The sequence below is a fragment of the Kitasatospora sp. NPDC059571 genome, assembly GCF_042735675.1.
Classification (GTDB): domain Bacteria; phylum Actinomycetota; class Actinomycetes; order Streptomycetales; family Streptomycetaceae; genus Kitasatospora.
Genome location: NZ_JBHWBW010000007.1, coordinates 24,641 through 42,624, shown reverse-complemented (window position 1 = coordinate 42,624; position 17,984 = coordinate 24,641). Strand labels below are relative to the sequence as shown.

At 72.8% G+C, this 17,984-nt stretch carries 15 protein-coding genes, 2 tRNA genes and 1 riboswitch; of the genes, 11 read left to right on the top strand and 6 right to left on the bottom strand.

What is annotated here, in order from left to right; all coding sequences use genetic code 11:
* Positions 1-105: 105 nt before the first annotated feature.
* Positions 106-1,038, top strand: a complete 933-nt coding sequence (locus ACFV0G_RS02450; protein ID WP_380540286.1) for a carbohydrate ABC transporter permease — start codon at positions 106-108, stop codon at positions 1,036-1,038.
* A 13-nt stretch (positions 1,039-1,051) separates the two neighbouring features.
* Positions 1,052-1,990, top strand: coding sequence for a carbohydrate ABC transporter permease (locus ACFV0G_RS02445; protein ID WP_380540301.1), 939 nt, complete (start codon positions 1,052-1,054; stop codon positions 1,988-1,990).
* 68 nt (positions 1,991-2,058) lie between these two features.
* On the opposite strand, the gene pepN is transcribed toward ACFV0G_RS02445, so the two are convergent.
* Positions 2,059-4,620 (bottom strand): aminopeptidase N, encoded by a 2,562-nt coding sequence (gene pepN / locus ACFV0G_RS02440; protein WP_380540283.1) that lies wholly within the window; start codon positions 4,618-4,620, stop codon positions 2,059-2,061.
* Positions 4,621-4,812: 192 nt separating this feature from the next.
* Between pepN and ACFV0G_RS02435 the strand changes: the two genes are divergently transcribed.
* Positions 4,813-5,448 carry a DsbA family protein gene (locus tag ACFV0G_RS02435; RefSeq protein WP_380540280.1) on the top strand — a complete coding sequence of 212 codons (636 nt, stop codon included), beginning with the start codon at positions 4,813-4,815 and terminating at the stop codon, positions 5,446-5,448.
* A 96-nt stretch (positions 5,449-5,544) separates the two neighbouring features.
* On the opposite strand, the gene ACFV0G_RS02430 is transcribed toward ACFV0G_RS02435, so the two are convergent.
* A complete protein-coding gene (locus tag ACFV0G_RS02430) occupies positions 5,545-6,951 on the bottom strand; it encodes an amino acid permease (RefSeq protein ID WP_380540277.1) in 1,407 nt (468 codons plus the stop codon).
* Between the two features lie 297 nt (positions 6,952-7,248).
* Between ACFV0G_RS02430 and ACFV0G_RS02425 the strand changes: the two genes are divergently transcribed.
* Positions 7,249-7,848 (top strand): biotin transporter BioY, encoded by a 600-nt coding sequence (locus ACFV0G_RS02425; protein ID WP_380540274.1) that lies wholly within the window; start codon positions 7,249-7,251, stop codon positions 7,846-7,848.
* A gap of 66 nt (positions 7,849-7,914) precedes the next feature.
* Positions 7,915-8,400 (top strand): ribose-5-phosphate isomerase, encoded by a 486-nt coding sequence (locus ACFV0G_RS02420; protein ID WP_380540271.1) that lies wholly within the window; start codon positions 7,915-7,917, stop codon positions 8,398-8,400.
* Positions 8,401-8,455: 55 nt separating this feature from the next.
* On the opposite strand, the gene ACFV0G_RS02415 is transcribed toward ACFV0G_RS02420, so the two are convergent.
* Positions 8,456-9,709, bottom strand: coding sequence for a GNAT family N-acetyltransferase (locus ACFV0G_RS02415; RefSeq protein WP_380540268.1), 1,254 nt, complete (start codon positions 9,707-9,709; stop codon positions 8,456-8,458).
* A 249-nt stretch (positions 9,710-9,958) separates the two neighbouring features.
* On the opposite strand from ACFV0G_RS02415, the gene ACFV0G_RS02410 reads away from it, so the two are divergent.
* Both ACFV0G_RS02410 and ACFV0G_RS02405 read left to right on the top strand, forming a co-directional pair.
* Positions 9,959-11,176, top strand: a complete 1,218-nt coding sequence (locus tag ACFV0G_RS02410) for a PP2C family protein-serine/threonine phosphatase (protein WP_380540265.1) — start codon at positions 9,959-9,961, stop codon at positions 11,174-11,176.
* Positions 11,177-11,626: 450 nt separating this feature from the next.
* On the top strand, positions 11,627-11,821 hold the full coding sequence (locus ACFV0G_RS02405; protein ID WP_030270493.1) for a hypothetical protein: 195 nt from the start codon (positions 11,627-11,629) through the stop codon (positions 11,819-11,821).
* Between the two features lie 40 nt (positions 11,822-11,861).
* On the opposite strand, the gene ACFV0G_RS02400 is transcribed toward ACFV0G_RS02405, so the two are convergent.
* A complete protein-coding gene (locus ACFV0G_RS02400) occupies positions 11,862-12,677 on the bottom strand; it encodes a DUF6348 family protein (protein ID WP_380540262.1) in 816 nt (271 codons plus the stop codon).
* Between the two features lie 444 nt (positions 12,678-13,121).
* Positions 13,122-13,281, top strand: a riboswitch (cyclic di-AMP (ydaO/yuaA leader).
* A gap of 5 nt (positions 13,282-13,286) precedes the next feature.
* Between ACFV0G_RS02400 and ACFV0G_RS02395 the strand changes: the two genes are divergently transcribed.
* Both ACFV0G_RS02395 and ACFV0G_RS02390 read left to right on the top strand, forming a co-directional pair.
* Positions 13,287-14,204 carry a peptidoglycan DD-metalloendopeptidase family protein gene (locus tag ACFV0G_RS02395; RefSeq protein ID WP_380540259.1) on the top strand — a complete coding sequence of 306 codons (918 nt, stop codon included), beginning with the start codon at positions 13,287-13,289 and terminating at the stop codon, positions 14,202-14,204.
* Between the two features lie 251 nt (positions 14,205-14,455).
* Positions 14,456-14,713: a hypothetical protein gene (locus ACFV0G_RS02390; RefSeq protein ID WP_380540256.1), complete on the top strand. Its 258-nt coding sequence runs from the start codon at positions 14,456-14,458 to the stop codon at positions 14,711-14,713.
* A 61-nt stretch (positions 14,714-14,774) separates the two neighbouring features.
* Here ACFV0G_RS02390 and ACFV0G_RS02385 read toward each other — a convergent pair whose 3' ends face one another.
* Positions 14,775-15,455, bottom strand: coding sequence for a hypothetical protein (locus ACFV0G_RS02385; protein WP_380540253.1), 681 nt, complete (start codon positions 15,453-15,455; stop codon positions 14,775-14,777).
* A 469-nt stretch (positions 15,456-15,924) separates the two neighbouring features.
* Positions 15,925-15,995: transfer RNA gene (locus tag ACFV0G_RS02380), tRNA-Gly, on the bottom strand.
* 177 nt (positions 15,996-16,172) lie between these two features.
* Between ACFV0G_RS02380 and ACFV0G_RS02375 the strand changes: the two genes are divergently transcribed.
* Both ACFV0G_RS02375 and tig read left to right on the top strand, forming a co-directional pair.
* Positions 16,173-16,246, top strand: a tRNA-Pro gene (locus ACFV0G_RS02375).
* A gap of 247 nt (positions 16,247-16,493) precedes the next feature.
* Positions 16,494-17,894 (top strand): trigger factor, encoded by a 1,401-nt coding sequence (gene tig / locus ACFV0G_RS02370; protein ID WP_380540250.1) that lies wholly within the window; start codon positions 16,494-16,496, stop codon positions 17,892-17,894.
* Positions 17,895-17,984: the final 90 nt, after the last annotated feature.

Below are 17,984 nucleotides of genomic sequence, written 5' to 3'. Positions count from 1 at the left end.
CGCACTCCCCCACAAACACACGCCCCCCCCCCCGGGGGGTGTCAGCCCCGCCGCGGGGGCCGCCCCGCCCCCGGCGCGTACGCCTGACGGACAGGAGAAGTGGCCATGCGTCACGGCAAGTACCCCTTCATCGTGGGGTTTCTGTTCCTCCCGATCGTGCTGTACGTGGGCCTGGTGCTGTGGCCCTACGCGCAGACCTTCGGGTACTCCCTGACCGACTGGTCGGGGCAGAGCCAGGAGATGAACTTCGTCGGCCTGGACAACTACACCAAGCTCTTCAGTGACGAGGTCTTCCTCGGCGCACTCGGCCACAACGCGCTGCTGCTCGCGGTGCTCCCGATCGTGACCATCCTGATCGCGCTGTTCTTCGCCTTCATGCTCAACGTCGGCGGCCGCAGCGGCACCGGCGGCGTGCAGGGCGTGCGCGGGGCCTCCTTCTACAAGGTGGTCTTCTTCTTCCCGCAGGTGCTGTCGATCGCCATCCTCGCCGTGCTCTGGCAGGCGGTCTACCGCACCGACGGCAGCGGCCTGTTCAACGGCGTGCTGATCAAGCTCGGCCTGGTGGACGCCCAGAACCCGATCGCCTGGCTCTCCGACCCCGACATGGTGCTCTGGTGCATCGTCGGCGTCCTGGTCTGGAGCGGCGTCGGCTTCTACCTGGTGCTGTTCTCCGCGGCCATGCAGTCGATCCCCAAGGACATCTACGAGGCGGCGCTGCTGGACGGCGCCAAGCGCGGCCAGACCTTCTTCCGGATCACCCTGCCGCTGCTCTGGGAGACCGTGCAGACCGCCTGGGTGTATCTCGCGATCGTGGCGATGGACGGCTTCGCCCTGGTGGCCAGCATGACGCCCGGCCGCACCTACGGCGGCGGGCCCGACCACCACAGCGAACTCATCTCCACATATCTGATGCGCAACTTCCTCGCCTTCGGCGAGGCCGGCTACGCCTGCGCGATGGGTGTCGTGATCTTCTTCTTCACCCTCATCCTGTCCGTCGTCTCGCTGCGGGTCACCCGGCGCGAGCGGATCGAGTACTGAGCGGGGCATGGCTATGAGTACCAGCATCGACGACACCAGGGCCGTACCCGCGCAGCGCGGCTCCAGGCCGGCCGGCCGGCCCGCGCGCTCCTCCGAGAGCGGCGTCGTCCTGAACGTCTTCTCGCACGGCTTCCTCGCCGTCTGGGCCGTCATGATCCTCTTCCCGCTGGCCTGGGTCGTGCTCGGCTCGTTCAAGACCGACTCCCAGATCAACGGTTCGGCGTGGAGCTGGCCCAGCAGCTTCCACTTCGACGCCTTCACCCGGGCGTGGTCCAAGGGCATCGGCGGCTTCTTCGCCAACACCCTGATCGTGCTGGCCGGATCGCTGACCCTGACCATGCTGCTCGGCGCGATGGCGGCCTACGTGCTGGCCCGCTACGAGTTCAAGGGCAACCGGCTGATCTACTTCGGGTTCGTGGCCGGCGCGATGTTCCCGGTCTACCTGGCCCTGGTGCCGCTGTTCTTCATGGTCCGCAACCTCGGTGAGATCTCGCCCTACCTCGGCCTGAACAGCTACCTCGGCCTGATCCTGGTGTACGTGGCGTACTCGCTGCCGTTCACCGTGTTCTTCCTGCACTCGTTCTTCCGGACGCTGCCGACCGCGATCCACGAGGCGGCGATGCTGGACGGCTGCTCGCACACCCGCGCGTTCTTCCAGATCATGGTGCCGATGGCCAAGCCCGGCCTGATCAGCGTGGGCATCTTCAACGTGCTCGGCCAGTGGAACCAGTACATCCTCCCGGTGACCCTCATGCAGCAGACCTCGGCCGGCGAGAGCGACCACTCGATGCTCGCCCAGGGCCTGGTCAACCTCGCCCTGCAGTCGGGCTACAAGAGCGACGCCCCGGCGCTGTTCGCCGGTATGACGATCGCCATGCTCCCGGTGCTGGTGGTGTACCTCTCCTTCCAGCGCCAGGTGCAGGCCGGACTCACCTCGGCCACCCTCAAGTAGCGCCCCGCACAAAGGCCGACGGCCGCCCCCCCGAGCAGGTGGGGCGGCCGTCGCGCGTCGTCGGCCGGTCAGCCGCGGTCGCACTCCTGGGCGCGCAGTGCCCGCGCCAGGTCGTCGCGGCACTCCAGGACCAGCCGGCGCAGCGCCGGCGCCGCCGCCGGGTGCCCGTCCAGCCAGGCGTCGGCGGTGTCCAGGACGGCCTGCGTGGTCTGGTACTTCGGGAAGAAGCCGCCGACGATGCGCATCGCGATCTCGATCGTGCGCTGCGCCCAGACGTCCTCCAGCATCGCGAAGTACGGCTCGGTGTAGCCGGCCGTCAGCTCCCGCTGCCCGGGCTGGGCGAAGCCGGCGATCTGGGCCTCCACCAGGGCGTTCGGCAGCTCGTCGGAGTCGACCACGGCCGCCCACGCGGCGGCCTTGGCGCCCGGGGTGGGGAGCGCGGCCAGGCACTGGGTCAGCTGGCGCCGGCCGCTGGCGGTGTTGTCCCGCTCCAGCTCGCGCTCGATCTCCTCGCCGCTCGCCGCACCGGCGGCCGCCAGCGGCAGCCACAGCGCCCACCGCAGCTCCTGGTCGACGTCCAGGCCGTCGATCCGCTCGGTGCCCTCCAGCAGGCCGCGGACCAGCTGCAGCTGCTCCGGCTCCTCGGCGACCAGCGCGGTGAACCGGGCCCAGGCCAGCTGGTGGTCGCCGCCGGGGGCCGCGGCCCGCAGCTCGCGGACGGCGCCCTCGGCGAGCAGCCGCCCGCCCTCGGCGCGCCACGCCGGGTCGGCGTACAGGTCGACCGCGCCCTTGGCCTGCTGGTGCAGCGACTGCAGGACGCCGATGTCCGACTCGCGGCCGGCGAAGCGCAGCACCAGGTCGACGTAGTCGCGGGTCGGCACCAGGCCGTCCCGGGTGAGGTTCCAGAGCGCCGACCAGGCCAGCGCCCGCGCCAGGTCGTCGCGGATCGAGCCGAGCCCCTCGCGGAGGGTCTCCAGCGACACCTCGTCGAAGCGGATCTTGCAGTACGTCAGGTCGTCGTCGTTGACCAGCACCAGGGCCGGCCGCGGGCGCCCGGCGAGCTCGGGCACCACGGTGCGGGCGCCGTCCACGTCCAGCTCGATCCGGTCGGTGCGGACCAGGCCGCCCTCGCCGTCCCGGTCGTACAGGCCGATCGCCACCCGGTGCGGGCGCAGCGTGCCGCCGTCCTGCAGCACCGCGAACCCGGTGATCCGGCCGTCCGCGTCGGTGTCGATCTGCGGGGTGAGCGCGTTGACGCCGGAGGTCTGCAGCCAGGCCGCCGACCAGGCCTTGAGGTCGCGGCCGCTGGTGGCCTCCAGCACGTCGAGCAGGTCGGTCAGCACCGTGTTGCCGTACGCGTGCCGCTGGAAGTACCGGCGGGCGCCCTCGAAGAACGGCTCCCGGCCGACGTACGCCACCAGCTGCTTGAGCACCGAGGCGCCCTTGGCGTAGGTGATGCCGTCGAAGTTGAGCTTCGCGTCCTCCAGGTCCCGGATGTCCGCGGTGATCGGGTGGGTGGTCGGGAACTGGTCCTGCCGGTAGGCCCACGCCTTGCGGCGGTTGGCGAAGGTGATCCAGGCGGCCTTGTACCGGGTCGCCTCGACCTGCGCGAACGAGCCCATGAAGTCCGCGAAGGACTCCTTCAGCCACAGGTCGTCCCACCACTTCGGGGTGACCAGGTCGCCGAACCACATGTGCGCCATCTCGTGCAGCACCACGTTGGCCCGGCCCTCGTACGCCGCGTCGGTGACCTTCGAGCGGAAGACGAACTCCTCGCGGAAGGTCACGCAGCCCGGGTTCTCCATCGCGCCGATGTTGTACTCCGGGACGAAGCACTGGTCGTACTTGCCGAACGGGTACGGGAAGTCGAACTCCTCGTGGAAGAAGTCCAGGCCCTGCTTGGTGACGGTGAAGATCTCGTCCGCGTCGAAGTACGGGGCCAGCGAGCGGCGGCAGGTCGCGGCGAGCGGGATCTCCAGCCGGGTGCCGTCGGGCAGTTCGCAGCCGTAGTGGTCGCGGGCGACGTGGTACGGGCCGGCGACCACGGCGGTCAGGTAGCTGGAGATCGGCTTCGTCGGGGCGAAGCGCCAGGTGCGGGCGCCGCCGTCCTCGGTGATCTCCTCGTGCACCGCGTTGGCGTACACGTCCCAGGCGGCCGGCGCGGTCACCGTGAAGGTGAACGGCGCCTTCAGGTCGGGCTGTTCGAAGGTGGCGAAGACCCGGCGGGCGTCGGCCGGCTCGAAGTGCGTGTAGAGGTAGGTCTCGCCGTCCGCCGGGTCGACGAACCGGTGCAGCCCCTCGCCGGTGCGGCTGTAGGAGCAGTCCGCCTCCACCACGAGCTCGTTCTGCTCGGCCAGGGCCGGCAGCGTGATCCGGGCGCCGTCGAAGGCCTCCGCCACGTCCAGGGCGCGGCCGTTCAGCGTCACCGAGCGGACCGCCGCGGCGAGCAGGTCCACGAAGGTGCCGTCACCCGGGGCGGAGGAGCGGAAGGAGAGCACCGTGGTCGACCGGAAGGTGGCGGCCGCCGGGTCCGGGGCCGACGTCAGGTCGAGGTGGACGCGGTAGCCGTCCAGGTCGATGCTCCGTGCCCGCTGCTGGGCTTCTTCTCGGCTCAGGTTCTTGCCCGGCACGGCGGTACTCCTCTGTCCGGTCGCACGCTGTGAGGTCGGTGGCGGCCGGACCGGTGGATCCGACCGCACGCATCCTTTCACGCCACCCGCCGTCGTCCCTGGTACGGGCACGACGGAATCAACCGCCGCCGCGCGCTGTTGTGTGCCCGGGGGCACCCCCCGACAACCACTCCGTCCGAAGGGCGACGTTCCGTGACCACTGCCGACTCCCGCAAGATCGCCGATTTCTGGTTCGACCCGATCTGCCCGTGGGCCTGGATGACCTCGCGCTGGATGCTCGAGGTCGAGCAGCTGCGCCCGGTGGACACCCGCTGGCACGTGATGAGCCTGTCCGTGCTGAACGAGGGCCGCGACGAGCTGCCGGAGAAGTACAAGGAACTGCTCGCCAAGGGCTGGGGCCCGGTCCGCGTCCTGATCGCCGCCGCCCAGGCGCACGGCGACAAGGTGCTCGGCCCGCTCTACACCGAGCTCGGCACCCGCTTCCACAACCAGGGCCTGCCGAACGAGCGCGCCACCATCGAGGCGGCCCTGGAGGCGGCCGGCCTGCCGGTCGAGCTGGCCGACGCGGCCGACACCGACGCCTACGACGAGGCCCTGCGCGCCTCCCATCGGGAGGGCATCTCGCTGGTCGGCGAGGACGTCGGCACCCCGGTCATCGCGGTGGACGGCCCCGACGGCGACCGGATCGCCTTCTTCGGCCCGGTGGTCACCCCGACCCCGCGCGGCGAGGCCGCCGCCCGGCTGTGGGACGGCACCGTCCTGGTGGCGTCCACCCCGGGCTTCTACGAGATCAAGCGCACCCGCACCGCTGGCCCGTCCTTCGAGTGAGGCCGGCCCGCCGGCCCCGCCGGTAGCACATGCGCGCGAGGGGCGCCGGGGAGAACCCCGGCGCCCCTCGTCGTGCGCGGCCCCCTGAGGGAGCGCCTACGCCTGCGCGGTGCGCCGCCGGTTGGCCACCCATCCGGCGACGGCCAGCGCGGCGGCCAGGCCGGCGGTGAAGTAGAGCTGGATGCGGTTGCTCTCGTCGAGCAGCATCAGCGCCAGCACCCCGAGGATCCCGGCGAGCGCGACCCAGGTCAGGTACGGGAAGGCCCACATCCGCACGCTCAGCTGCTCCGGGGCCTCGCGCTCCAGCCGGCGCCGCATCCGCAGCTGGGCCACCGCGATGAACGCCCACACCACCAGCACGGCCGCGCCCACCATGTTGAGCAGCCAGGTGAACACCGTCTCCGGCCACCAGTAGCTGAGCAGCACGGCCAGGAAGCCGAAGGCCGAGGAGGCCAGCACCGCCCGGCGCGGCACCCCGCCGGCGGTCTTCGCCAGCGCCCGCGGACCCTGCCCGCGCTGCACCAGCGAGTACGCCATCCGCGAGGAGCCGTAGATGTTGGCGTTCATCGCCGACAGCAGGGCGATCAGCACGACCACGCTCATGGCCTGCCCGGCGCCCGGGATGCCCAGCGAGTCCAGCACCGCGACGTACGGGCCGGGCGAGAGCACGGAGGACGAGTTCCACGGGACGAGGGTGACGATGACCGCCATCGAGCCGACGTAGAACAGCGCGATCCGCCACATCGCGGTGCGCACCGCGCCCGCGACGCTGCGCCGGGGGTCCTTCGACTCGGCGGCGGCGATGGTGACGGTCTCCAGACCGCCGTACGCGAAGACGGAGGCGAGCAGACCGGTGACCAGGCCGGTGGTGCCGTGCGGGAGGAAGCCGCCGTGGCCGGTCAGGTTGGCGGTGCCCGGGGCGTGGCTGCCGGGCAGCACGCCCAGGACGGCCAGCACGCCGATCACCAGGAAGGCCGCGATGGCGGTGACCTTGATCGCGGCGAACCAGAACTCGAACTCGCCGAAGTTCTTCACCGCGGCCAGGTTGCTGCCGCAGAAGAAGGCCATGAAGACGGCCACCCAGACCCAGAGCGGCACGCCGGGGAACCAGCCCTGCATGACGTGCGAGGCGCCGATGGCCTCGGCGGCGACGCCGACGCACAGCAGCGTCCAGAACATCCAGCCGACCGTCACCCCGGCCCACGGCCCGATCTCGCGTTCGGCGTGCACCGAGAAGGAGCCGCTGGACGGGCGGGCCGCCGACATCTCGCCGAGCATCCGCATGACCAGCATGACCAGCACGCCGGAGAGGGCGAAGGCCAGCACGATGGACGGGCCGGCGGCCGCGATGCCGGCGCCGGAGCCGACGAAGAGGCCGGCGCCGATCACGCCGCCGAGCGCGATCATGGACAGGTGGCGCGGCTTGAGGCCCGGGGCCAGCCGGCCCTCGGCGGCCGGCTCGGCCGGCCGCTCGCGGGTGGGCGTGGGGGTGAGGGTCGTCATCAGGCGTGGTCCAGATTCGTCGGATAGCGGAGCGAGTTGTCCACTATTCGGCATGGGTGGTGGACACGCCAAGGCCGGCCGCTGTGAGTTCGGAATCCGGACGGATCCCTCACCCAGCGTCACCGGATCGCCACGGGCGAGCGGCCCGCCAAGGGCATCCCAGCAGGCCGGACCCCACAAGAGGCCGCCCTGACGCTTTGTCGGGTACCGCGCCGTCCGGCCGCACCCGACCGCGTAGGTTCACGAGTGTTCACAAACGATCCGTCATGCCCGCCGAGCCGAACCGGAGCCCTCCCGATGGCCACCGCCACGCCGATCACCGGCACCCCCGTCCTCGCCGACCTGCTGCCCCGCGCCACCACCCGACTCGGCGCCCAGGCCCGCGAACTCGCCCTGGTGGCCGGCGGCGCCGCACTCACCGGCCTGGCCGCCCAGCTGTCGCTGCCCGTGCCGGGCTCGCCCGTCCCCGTCACCGGCCAGACCTTCGCCGCCCTGCTGGTCGGCACCGCCCTCGGCGCCCGCCGCGGCATCGCCTCGCTCGGCCTCTACCTGCTGGCCGGCCTCGCCGGACTCCCGTGGTTCGCCGACGGCACCTCCGGCTGGACGATGCCCAGCCTCGGCTACGTCCTCGGCTTCGTGCTCGCCGCCGGCCTCACCGGCGCGCTCGCCCGCCGCGGCGCCGACCGCAGCCCGCTGCGCACCGCCGGCGCCATGCTGCTCGGCAACCTGGCGATCTACGCGGTCGGCGTGCCCTACCTCGCCGCCGCCCTGCACCTCCCGCTCGCGCAGGCCGCCGACCTCGGCCTCTACCCCTATCTGGTGGGCGACGCGCTGAAGGTCCTGCTCGCCATGGGCGCCCTCCCGCTCGCCTGGAAGCTGGCCGGCCGCACCCGCTGACTCCCCGCCGCGCGCCTCCCGGGCCCCCTGCGGCCGCTCGGGAGGCGCGCGTGCCACACTCGTGCCATGCGCGTGTACCTGGGCTCCGACCATGCCGGATACGAACTGAAGAACCACCTCGTCGAGTGGCTGAAGGGCGCCGGCCATGAGCCGGTCGACTGCGGCCCGCACATCTACGACGCCGAGGACGACTACCCGCCGTTCTGCCTGCGCGCCGCCGAGCGCACCGCGGCGGACCCGGAGGCACTCGGCGTGGTGATCGGCGGCTCCGGCAACGGCGAGGCCATCGCCGCCAACAAGGTCAAGGGCGTCCGCGCCGCACTCGCCTGGAGCGAGCAGACCGCCGCCCTCGGCCGCGAGCACAACAACGCCAACGTCATCTCGGTCGGCGGCCGGATGCACACCGTCGACGAGGCCACCAAGTTCGTCGAGATCTTCCTCAACACCCCGTACAGCGGCGAGACGCGGCACACCCGCCGGATCGAGATGCTCAGCGAGTACGAGACCACCGGCGAGCTCCCGCCGATCCCGGCCCACCACCCGCAGGGCTGACCGACCGTTCGCCGCGCCGCCGCACGGGCCGTCAGGCCCGCTGCGGCGGCCCTCGTCAGAACCCGTGCGGCAGCCACGGCGCCACGTCCGAGGCGAACGCCCGGGAGGCCGGCGCCAGCTCCCCGGCCCGCAACTCCACCACCCGGCCCGCCGCCGCCAGCGCCGCCAGGGTCGTGCCGCCCAGGAAGACCGCGCCCAGATCGCGCACGTCCAGCGCCAGGCCCGCCGCGTCCTCGGTCCGCCGACAGGTCGCCGCCCCGCCCGGGCCCGCGCAGCGCAGCCGCCACCGGCCCGCGTTCCACGGACAGAACGCGTCCGCCACCTCCAGCACCACGTCGACCGGCGCCGCGTACCCGCGCAGCTCCAGCGCCGCACCCACCTCCACCGGCCGGACGTAGAGCGCGTCCGAGACCCGGGCGTCCAGCCGCCGCACGTCCGACACCAGGTGCAGCAGCGGGTCGTCCACCGGCCGGTCCCCGGCGTACACCGACTCCACCAGGTCCAGCTCCAGCAGGTAGCGCCACAGCCGCGCGTACACCCGAGGCGCGACCGCCTCCACGTCCCGCACCCGCGCCCGGCCCACCGGGCGGCCGTCCTCCGCCCAGCCGCCCTTCACCGCGTACCGCGCGTACCCGAGCAGCCGCCCGGTGCCCGGCTCCTCGGCGAGCACGCACTGCAGCGGCGACCAGCCCTCCCGGCCCGCCGCCTGCAGCCGGGGCAGCTGCTCCCAGCCCGGCCGCCGCTCCAGCATCCCCGGCCGCAGCGGCACCAGGCCCGCGTACAGCTCCTCACAGGCCGGCAGGGACTCCAGCGGATCGGCCAGCCGCAGCCGCACGCCCGCACCGTCCGCGTCGAGCGCGACCTCCCGGCAGGCGGCCGTCACCGCCAGCCGCCAGGTGCCGCGGCCGAAGCCGAACCGGCCGTAGATCCCGGCCTCCGACGCGGTCAGCACCGCCAGCGCCTCGCCGCGCCCGCGCACGTCCGCCAGCAGCCGCCGCATCAGCACCGTCAGCCCGCCCCGCCGACGGTGCGTCGGCAGCACCCCCACCATCGTCACCCCGGCGCAGGGCACCACCGCCCCGCCGGGCACGGCCATCCGGAAGCCGAACGAACCGCCGCCGCCCACCGGCAGCCCGTCCTCGCAGATCACGAACGAGCGGTCCACCTCGGTCAGCGCCTGCCACAGCTCCCGCTCCTCCGCGGGCTCCTCGGCACCGCCGAAGGCCACCTCCAGCCGGCGGTACCAGCCGTCCCACTCCTCGGCGGCCAGCGGACGGACGGTCAGATCGGGCAGGTCGTCGGCACTCATGCCCCACAGCTACCACCGCCCAAGCAGCCGCCGCGACCGACATTCCGGCCCGGCCCCGCGCACCCGTCCGGGCCCGTCCGCCCCCCGGCCGCCCCTACGGCGCACGGGCGCCTCCGCACGCCCCCGCACGGCCCACCGCGCCGCCCGTGCGGCCGCCAGGCCGAAACACGCCGGGTCGGGGCGCCGATCCGGCGCCCCGCGGACCCGGCCGTCGACGCCGACCCGCACCGGTGGATAAGGTCGGACCCCATGGCTGGCCGCACGCCGGGCAGAACGCCCCAGACGACTGCGACGGGCCCCACCGCGAGCGCGGCCGGGGAGCCCGCCGCCACCCGGCTGCGCACCAGGGCCCACCGGATCCGCCGCCGGCTGCGCCGTACCGGCGTCGACTACTTCCGCGGCGCTGCCCCCGACTGGCTCGCCTTCGCGCTCTTCCTCGCCGCCGTCCCCGTCCTGGTCGCCCTCAACGTCTGGATCCCGGCCTGGGTCCCGCCCACCGCCCTGGTCCTGCCGGTGCTGGCCGGCTCCCTGCTGCTGCGCCCGGCCACCCTGGTCCTGCTGTACGCGGCCGCCGCCGTCGGCCTGTCCACCGAGTCCCTGATCCACACCGGCGAACGCGTCGCCAGCGACAACCCGCAGGCCTACGTCTACGGCGTCACCCCCGGCGCCGCTCTGGTCGTCGGCGCGGTCGGCGTCGCCGGCCTGCTGCTCGCGCAGTTCCGCAGCCGGGTCGGTGTGCCCTGGCGCGGCGGCGGCACCATGCTGTTCGACCTCCGCGAACGGCTGCGCGTACAGAGCCAGGTGCCCAAGCTGCCCGAGGGCTGGTTCGCCGACATGGCGCTCCGCCCGGCCGGCGGCCAGTCCTTCTCCGGCGACTTCGTGGTCGCCGCCCGCACCGGCCCGGGCCGCCGGATGCTGGAGGTCGTCCTGGCGGACGTCTCCGGCAAGGGCATGGACGCCGGATCGCGCGCCCTGCTGCTCTCCGGCGCCTTCGGCGGCCTGCTCGGCTCGCTGCCCGCCCACGAGTTCCTGCCCGCGGCCAACGGCTACCTGCTGCGCCAGGACTGGGACGAGGGCTTCGCCACCGCCGCCCACCTGGTGCTCGACCTCGACACCGGCCAGTACGAGCTCCTCTCCGCCGGCCATCTGCCGGGCATGCAGCGCCTCGGCGGCAGCGGCCGCTGGGAGCTGCGGGAGTGCGCGGAGGGCCCGCTGCTCGGTATCTACGACGGCGCCAAGTTCGAGGGGGTGCGCGGTCGGCTCGACCGCGGGGACGTCCTGATGCTCTGCACCGACGGGATGGTCGAAGTCCCCGGCCGGGACCTCGCGGAGGGCATGGACCGGCTGATGGGGGAGGCCGACCGGCTGGTCGCGGCCGGTTTCCGCGGCTCGGCCGGGCGCCTCATCGAGAAGGTCGCCAAGGACGTCAACGACGACCGGGCCGTACTGCTGGTCTGGCGTCAATAGCGCTGCCGGCGCACGGTGTCAAGACCCTGGCGGTGATCTTCGGCCAATCCTCCGACCCCGCCGCCCAGTCGATCACGGGCCGCCGGCCCGGCCGGCCGCCGATCCCGGCCCCTGTGGACCGGCCCTGCCGACGCCCCGTCAACCTCGCTCCGCTATCGTCTCGGTCGGCGGAAATTCGTCTCACATGGCAGGATCTTCGCGTCGTGCACCCGGCAAGTCCTTTACGCAGTCGGCACGAACGACCACACTGAGTCCGGGAGGGCCGGTGACGCCGGGGGATTTGGGGGGCAGCGTGCGCGGCGGGAAGCATGCGGTACGGCGCGGCGGGGCATCTCCATGACGGCGGGATCGGCCGGTCAGTTTTCAGGGACGGTCGGCGCTGGCCGCAGGCCGGCTTCGACACGGGGTTCCGCCGTGAACTCCCGGCAGAGTTTGAGGAAGTGAGTTCGGGTGGCCTTCTCCGTCTCCGCGTTGTTCCTGTTCGGCGTGATCGTCGTGATCTTCATCCGCAACAAGCAGTTGAAGACCAGCCACGCGATCATCGCCGCCCTCTTCGGCTTCATGGTGAGCCAGTCCACGGCCGCGCGGCCGATCCAGGACTTCCTCAACCAGCTCGCGAAGACCATCTCGTCCGTGGCCAGCTGAACCACCGGGCCGCACCGCCCGTCCGCCGGGGCCGACCGGCTCAGGACGGGCGGCGGTCCGCGCGCGGCCGGCGCCAGCGGTCCAGCAGCCCGCGGCGCGGTGCCTGCACCGGTGCCGCCGGGACGTCCGGGCCCGCCCCCGCGGCGGCCGCCGGGTGCGCCACCGCCCCGGGCTCCGCCGCGTCGTCCGCCACCAGCAGGACGAACAACCGCGCCCAGCAGAGCCGTTCGCCGCGCGGCCAGGCCAGCGCGCGCAGCGCCGCGGACGCCCGCTCGGAGACCTCTCCGGCGACCCGCACCTCGGCCACGTCCGCGCCCAGGCGCCCGCCCAGGAACAGCTTCACGCCCGTCACCCCGGCCGCCCCCGGCCCGGCCAGCTCCGGCAGCAGGGCCTCGGCCAGCTCCGGCAGCACCTGGTGTCCGGCCAGCCAGTCCGCGAGCCGGTCGCTGCCGAAGCCGAACACCGCGGCCGGCCCCTGCACCGCCTGCCAGCCGGGCAGCAGCTCGGTCCGGTAGTGGTCGCCGTGCTCGCCGCGCCCGTCCTGGAGCTCCACGACCGCGGCCGCGGTGGTCGTCGCCCACATCCGGACGGCGCTCTCCAGCTGCTCCTCCTCGGTGCGGCCGAGGCCCGCGGTGCAGTCCCAGACCACCCGGCCGTCCGCCCGGCCGAGGTCGAGGACGTATCCGAGGTCGACGTGCCCGGACTGGCCGGCCTCGCCGGCGTGCTCCCGTACCGCCACCGCGGTCGTGCCCGGGCCCCGGACGACGCTGCCGTCGACCGTGAAGTCCCGGCCGAAGCGCGCCATCTCCCGGACCACACTGCGCTGGATGACATCCAGCCGCTCCTGCGGGCGCACCCCGTGGCTCCTCACCCGGCCGCCCGGCGGGGGCGGCTCGACAACGGTCGAACATCTGGACGCGGCGAGGCTATCGGCCGGGCAGGTGGCCGGGGAAACCGGGCGCCCGGCGGGCCGGGGGAGCCCTGCGGGGTACCCCGAAGCCGGTCGTCGAACCCCCGGGTGACCAGCGTCACCGGCCGGCCCATGATCCGTGCCCGCCCGCGACCGGCCGCGCACGGAAGGTGCCCGAACTCGGCAAAAAGCCATGATCCGGACACTTAGGGTCATTGGGTTGATTGCGCTCCGCGTACCCGTGCCGAGCGGAGAGTCACCCGCACCGTGATCGTCGCCGGGCGCCGCAGGCCCGGGGCTTGCCTCGAACGTGCCCGATCGGTTTTCCTCGAGTCCTGCCCGGCAATCGCCAGGGCGAGCCACCGGGCGGAACGCCGAGTCCTGCCGCCGTCCGGGGCCACGCACAATCTGTGCACGGCAGGAGCGGGGGACCCAAGGTAAGTGCCGCGCCCGGTAGTTCCGGGACGGCTTGGGGTGAAGTCGCGTCAGCGACCGGGCGAACTCCCCGCCCGAACCCGACAGCTCACCTCGCAGGCGTCGGAGAGGAACAACTCCATGTCCGTTCTGGGCACCCGTCTGTCCCGTCTCGCCGTCGCCACCGGTGTGGTCACCGCTGCCATCGCCATCCCGGCCACTGCTGCCAGCGCTCACACCACCCCCGCGCCTGCCGCCAAGGCCGCCGCGCCGGTCGCCGCTGCTCCGGCCGCCGCGCACTCCGAGGCTCCGGCCAAGGCCGCTGCCGCCACCTACAAGGTCGTCGGTGGCGACACCCTTTCCAAGATCGCCAACGCGCAGCACGTCGACGGCGGCTGGAAGAAGCTCTACCAGGACAACCGCCAGGTCATCGGCGGCAACCCGAACCTGATCTTCCCGGGCCAGCAGCTCTCCGTGGCCGGCCACGCCGCCGCGCAGGCCCCGGCCGCCGCCCCGGCCCCGGCCCAGAAGCCGGCCGAGGCCGCCAAGCCGGCCGCCGCGCCGAAGCCCGCCGCCGCGCCGAGCACCCCGAAGCCCGCCGCGACCACCCAGGCCGCGAAGCCCGCCGAGGCCGCCAAGCCGGCCGCCGCCGCCTCCGGTTACGTCGCCCCGGTCTCCGCGCCGCTGGGCACCCCGTACCACAAGGCCGGCTCCAACTGGTCCTCTGGCTACCACACCGGTGTCGACTTCGTCGTCTCCACCGGCACCTCGGTCCACGCCATCGCCTCCGGCACCGTCGTCGAGGCCGGCTGGGGCGGCGCCTACGGCAACAACGTCGTCATCAAGCACGCCGACGGCAAGTACTCGCAGTACGCCCACTTCTCGGCCCTCAAGGTCTCGGTCGGCCAGACCGTCTCCGCCGGCCAGGTCATCGGCCTCTCCGGTGCGACCGGCAACGTGACCGGCCCGCACCTGCACTTCGAGGTCCGCACCGGCCCGGCGTACGGCTCCGACATCGACCCGGTGGCCTACCTCGCCGCCCACGGCGTCCGCGTCTGACGCACCCGCGCCACCCGAAGGCCCGGCCGGACCAGCTCCGGCCGGGCCTCGGCCGTGCCCGGCAGCCCGGCAGCCGACCGGCGGTCACCGCCCGGCCCGGACCGCCGGCCTGACCCCCTCACGGCCGGACCGGGCATCAGGCCTCCCGCCTCTACCAACACGCCGCCGACCGGCCGAACGTTCCTGGTCGCGGCCCTGCTGCGGCCTACCGTCGCAGGCACGACACCCCCGTCGTCGCGGAAGGAACGTTCATGCACCGAGGCCTCAAGCGCACCGCCGTCCTGCTCGCCGTCGCCGGAGCCGCCTGCCTGCCGGCAGCGAGCGCCGCCGCGACGCCGCAGCAGCGGATCATCGTCATCGGCGACAACAACCAGGTCGCCGGCGACGACATCTTCAACGCCGGCCACGACAACACGGTCGGCTCGAACGACGGCGGCAGCTCCACCGCCCGCGGCTGGCTGGACATCGACGCCGTCGCCTCCGCGGTCACCCGCCACTACCTGGGCTGACCGGCCCGCACGACCCCGCCGGGGCGCGCGGCACCCGTGCCCGCCGTCCCGGGCGGCGGCGTCAGAACGGTGCCGGGCCGCTCCCGAGGATCGCCAGGCTGCGGTGGCCGGCCCGGTACTCGACGGCAGTGAAGCGGCCGCTCCCGTCCGCGGTCAGGATCCGCGGCGACCCGTGGTCGAACAGCTCGTAGAACGCGGGATCCGCCTCCCGGGCCGTGATCACACCGCTCCAGCCCACCGACCCCTCGGAGCGGGTCCGCACCAGGTCGGCCCGGACGCACAGCTCCTTCCCCGCATACCGAACGGTCGCCGGTCCGCTGTACCAGTCGACGACGTCCGCGGCGGCGACCCGGGTGCGGGAGGCGAAGTCGTGCGTGTCCCGGCACCTGCCCGCGGCGGGTACCTCCGCCGGGTCGGGCCGTGCCCGATCCCCCTCGGCCAGGCACGTCTCATGGACCAGCCGCAGCAGCACCGCATATGCGTGATAGGCGCGGACCGCGGCCAGGACGTCGGCGTCCGCCCCCTCGGCCAACCGGTCGATCCGCACCATGAGCTGGTCGAGATACGCCAGGACGTCCACGGGCGCGGGCCGGAAGACCCCCTTCTCCACAAAGTGGATCACCGTCGTCGTGTACTCGTCGGCCACCGCCAGATCACCGTGGATCTCCGCGAACCCCGCACGCCCGCCGCGCGGGAACGGCATCGCCCGCCACAGCGCGTACGCATCCATGAACTCGATCACTTCCCACCCCCGAGGGACGACACCGGCCTTTGCCCGGCGATCGCGACGGCCATGGTGCTGTGCAGGGGCCGTGAACGCCAGCAGATTGAGGGACCACTTCGGTGCCACGAAGGACGACTCCTGGTCCGGGGCAACCGTCCATTTCACGACCACGGACCTGGCTGCCCTCAAACCGGGCCGGGTCCCGTATTACGCCGGGTGCGACGAGCGGACCCGGACGGCCCGGCATGCCGTTGTTCCCCTCTCGGACTTCCGTTCCACGGCCTGCGCAGACCAGGAATGGACCACCCGGCCCGGCCGGAGAGAGCGCACTCGATCCCCCGTACGGTCAGTGGCCTTGTCCGGAGGGCCCGGCCGGGTACGACCGATCCGATCGGGCACGGCGCGGGCACGACGCCCCGAAGTCCCCCCGAAACGACGAAGGCCCCGGCTCCGCGATCATGTCGCTGAGCTGGGGCCTTCGCTGCGGAGCGGGCGACGGGAATCGAACCCGCGTGGCCAGTTTGGAAGACTGGGGCTCTACCATTGAGCTACGCCCGCGTACGTGTGTTGACGAAGGTCCGTCCGCACGTGGTCCCGCACGACCCGTGGGCCGTTGGGGACGGGGGTCAGCCTACCTGGTCGGGTCGGGCGAATGCACACCGCTTTCGGCCGCGGCGGCTCTCCTTATTCACCGGAGGGGGCCCGGACCGGCGTGTACTCTTCCTCTCGGCACTACGGGGTGTGGCGCAGTTTGGTAGCGCGTCCGCTTTGGGAGCGGAAGGCCGTCGGTTCGAATCCGGTCACCCCGACAGTTTCGGCAGGGTCTCGTCACACGGGCGGGGCCCTGTTGCTTTCGTGGTACCGGTAGGATGGGCCGCTGGTGGTGGTGCCTGCGGTGAACACCCAGGCAGACCGCCCGAGGGCGAGGAGTCACGCTCACCGTCCACCCCTAACGGGAGATGCAGCTCCAATCGCCCATCGCCCGTCCTGCCCGATCGGCCTCCCGGCCGGCGCCGGGCGGGGCAACCTGACCGCAAGCCCATAGGAGACCTAACCGTGAAGAGCGCCGTCGAGACTCTGAACCCGACCCGGGTTCGACTCACCGTCGAGGTGCCCTTCGAGGAGCTCAAGCCCAGCCTCGACGCGGCGTACAAGAAGATCAACCAGCAGGTCTCGGTCCCGGGCTTCCGCAAGGGCAAGATCCCGAACCGCGTCATCGACCAGCGCTTCGGCCGTGCCGCGGTGCTGGAGGAGGCCGTCAACGACGCCCTGCCGCGCTTCTACACGCAGGCCGTCGACGAGGGCAAGATCGACGTCCTCGGGCAGCCCGACATCACCGACATCGAGGGTGTCGAGCGCCTGGCCGACGGCGGTGACCTGAAGTTCACCGCCGAGGTCGACGTCCGCCCGGAGATCGCCCTGCCGGACTTCTCGGAGATCTCGGTCACCGTCGACGCCATCGAGGTGTCGGACGAGGACGTCGCCAAGTCGCTGGAGCAGCTCCGCGAGCGCTTCTCCTCCGTGAAGGACGTCGAGCGCGCCGCGGCCGCCGGCGACGTCGTGGTCGTCGACCTGGAGGCCAAGGTCGACGGTGAGGTGCCGGAGGACGGCACCGCCACCGGCGTGAGCTACGAGATCGGCTCCGGCCGCCTGCTGGACGGCATCGACGACGCCGTGATCGGCCTGTCCGCCGGCGAGTCCAAGACCTTCACCACCGAGCTCAAGGGTGGCACCCAGGCCGGCAAGGCGTCGGAGGTCACCGTCACCGTGACCGCCGTCCAGGAGAAGGAGCTCCCCGAGCTCGACGACGAGTTCGCCCAGCTGGCGAGCGAGTTCGACACCCTGGAGGAGCTGAAGGCCGACTCCACCAAGCGCCTGGAGCGCATGAAGGAGTTCGACCAGGCCACCCAGGCCCAGGAGAAGGTCCTCGACGAGCTGCTGAACCGGGTCGAGATGGAGTACCCGGAGAAGCTCCTCCAGGACGAGGTCGGCACCCGCAAGCACAACCTGGAGCACCACCAGCTGGAGCCCATGGGTCTGACCCTGGAGACCTACCTGGCCACCCAGGACAAGTCCGTCGAGGACTACGAGAAGGAGACCGAGGACCAGGCGAAGAAGGGCATCAAGACCCAGTTCGTCCTGGACGAGATCGTGGCGAAGCAGGAGCTGGGCGTGTCCCAGGAGGAGCTCACCGAGCACCTCATCCGCCGCGCCGCGGGCTCCGGCCTCACCCCGGACCAGTTCGCCCAGCAGATCGTCCAGGGCAACCAGGTTCCGCTGCTGGTCGGCGAGGTTGCCCGCGGCAAGGCCCTGGCGCTGGTCGTCGAGGCCGCCACGGTGACCGACAGCAACGGTGAGACCGTCTCCTTCGAGGACGACGAGGACGAGGCCGAGTCGGCCGAGGCCTCCGCCGCCGTCGAGACCGTCGAGGTCGCCGACGAGGACACCGAGGCCTGAGCCTCACCCGCCTGACCGGCCTGTGGCCCCGGCACCCCCCGCGGGGCGGGCCGCCGCCGCTGAACCCGGCGCCACCCCCGCGACCACCGA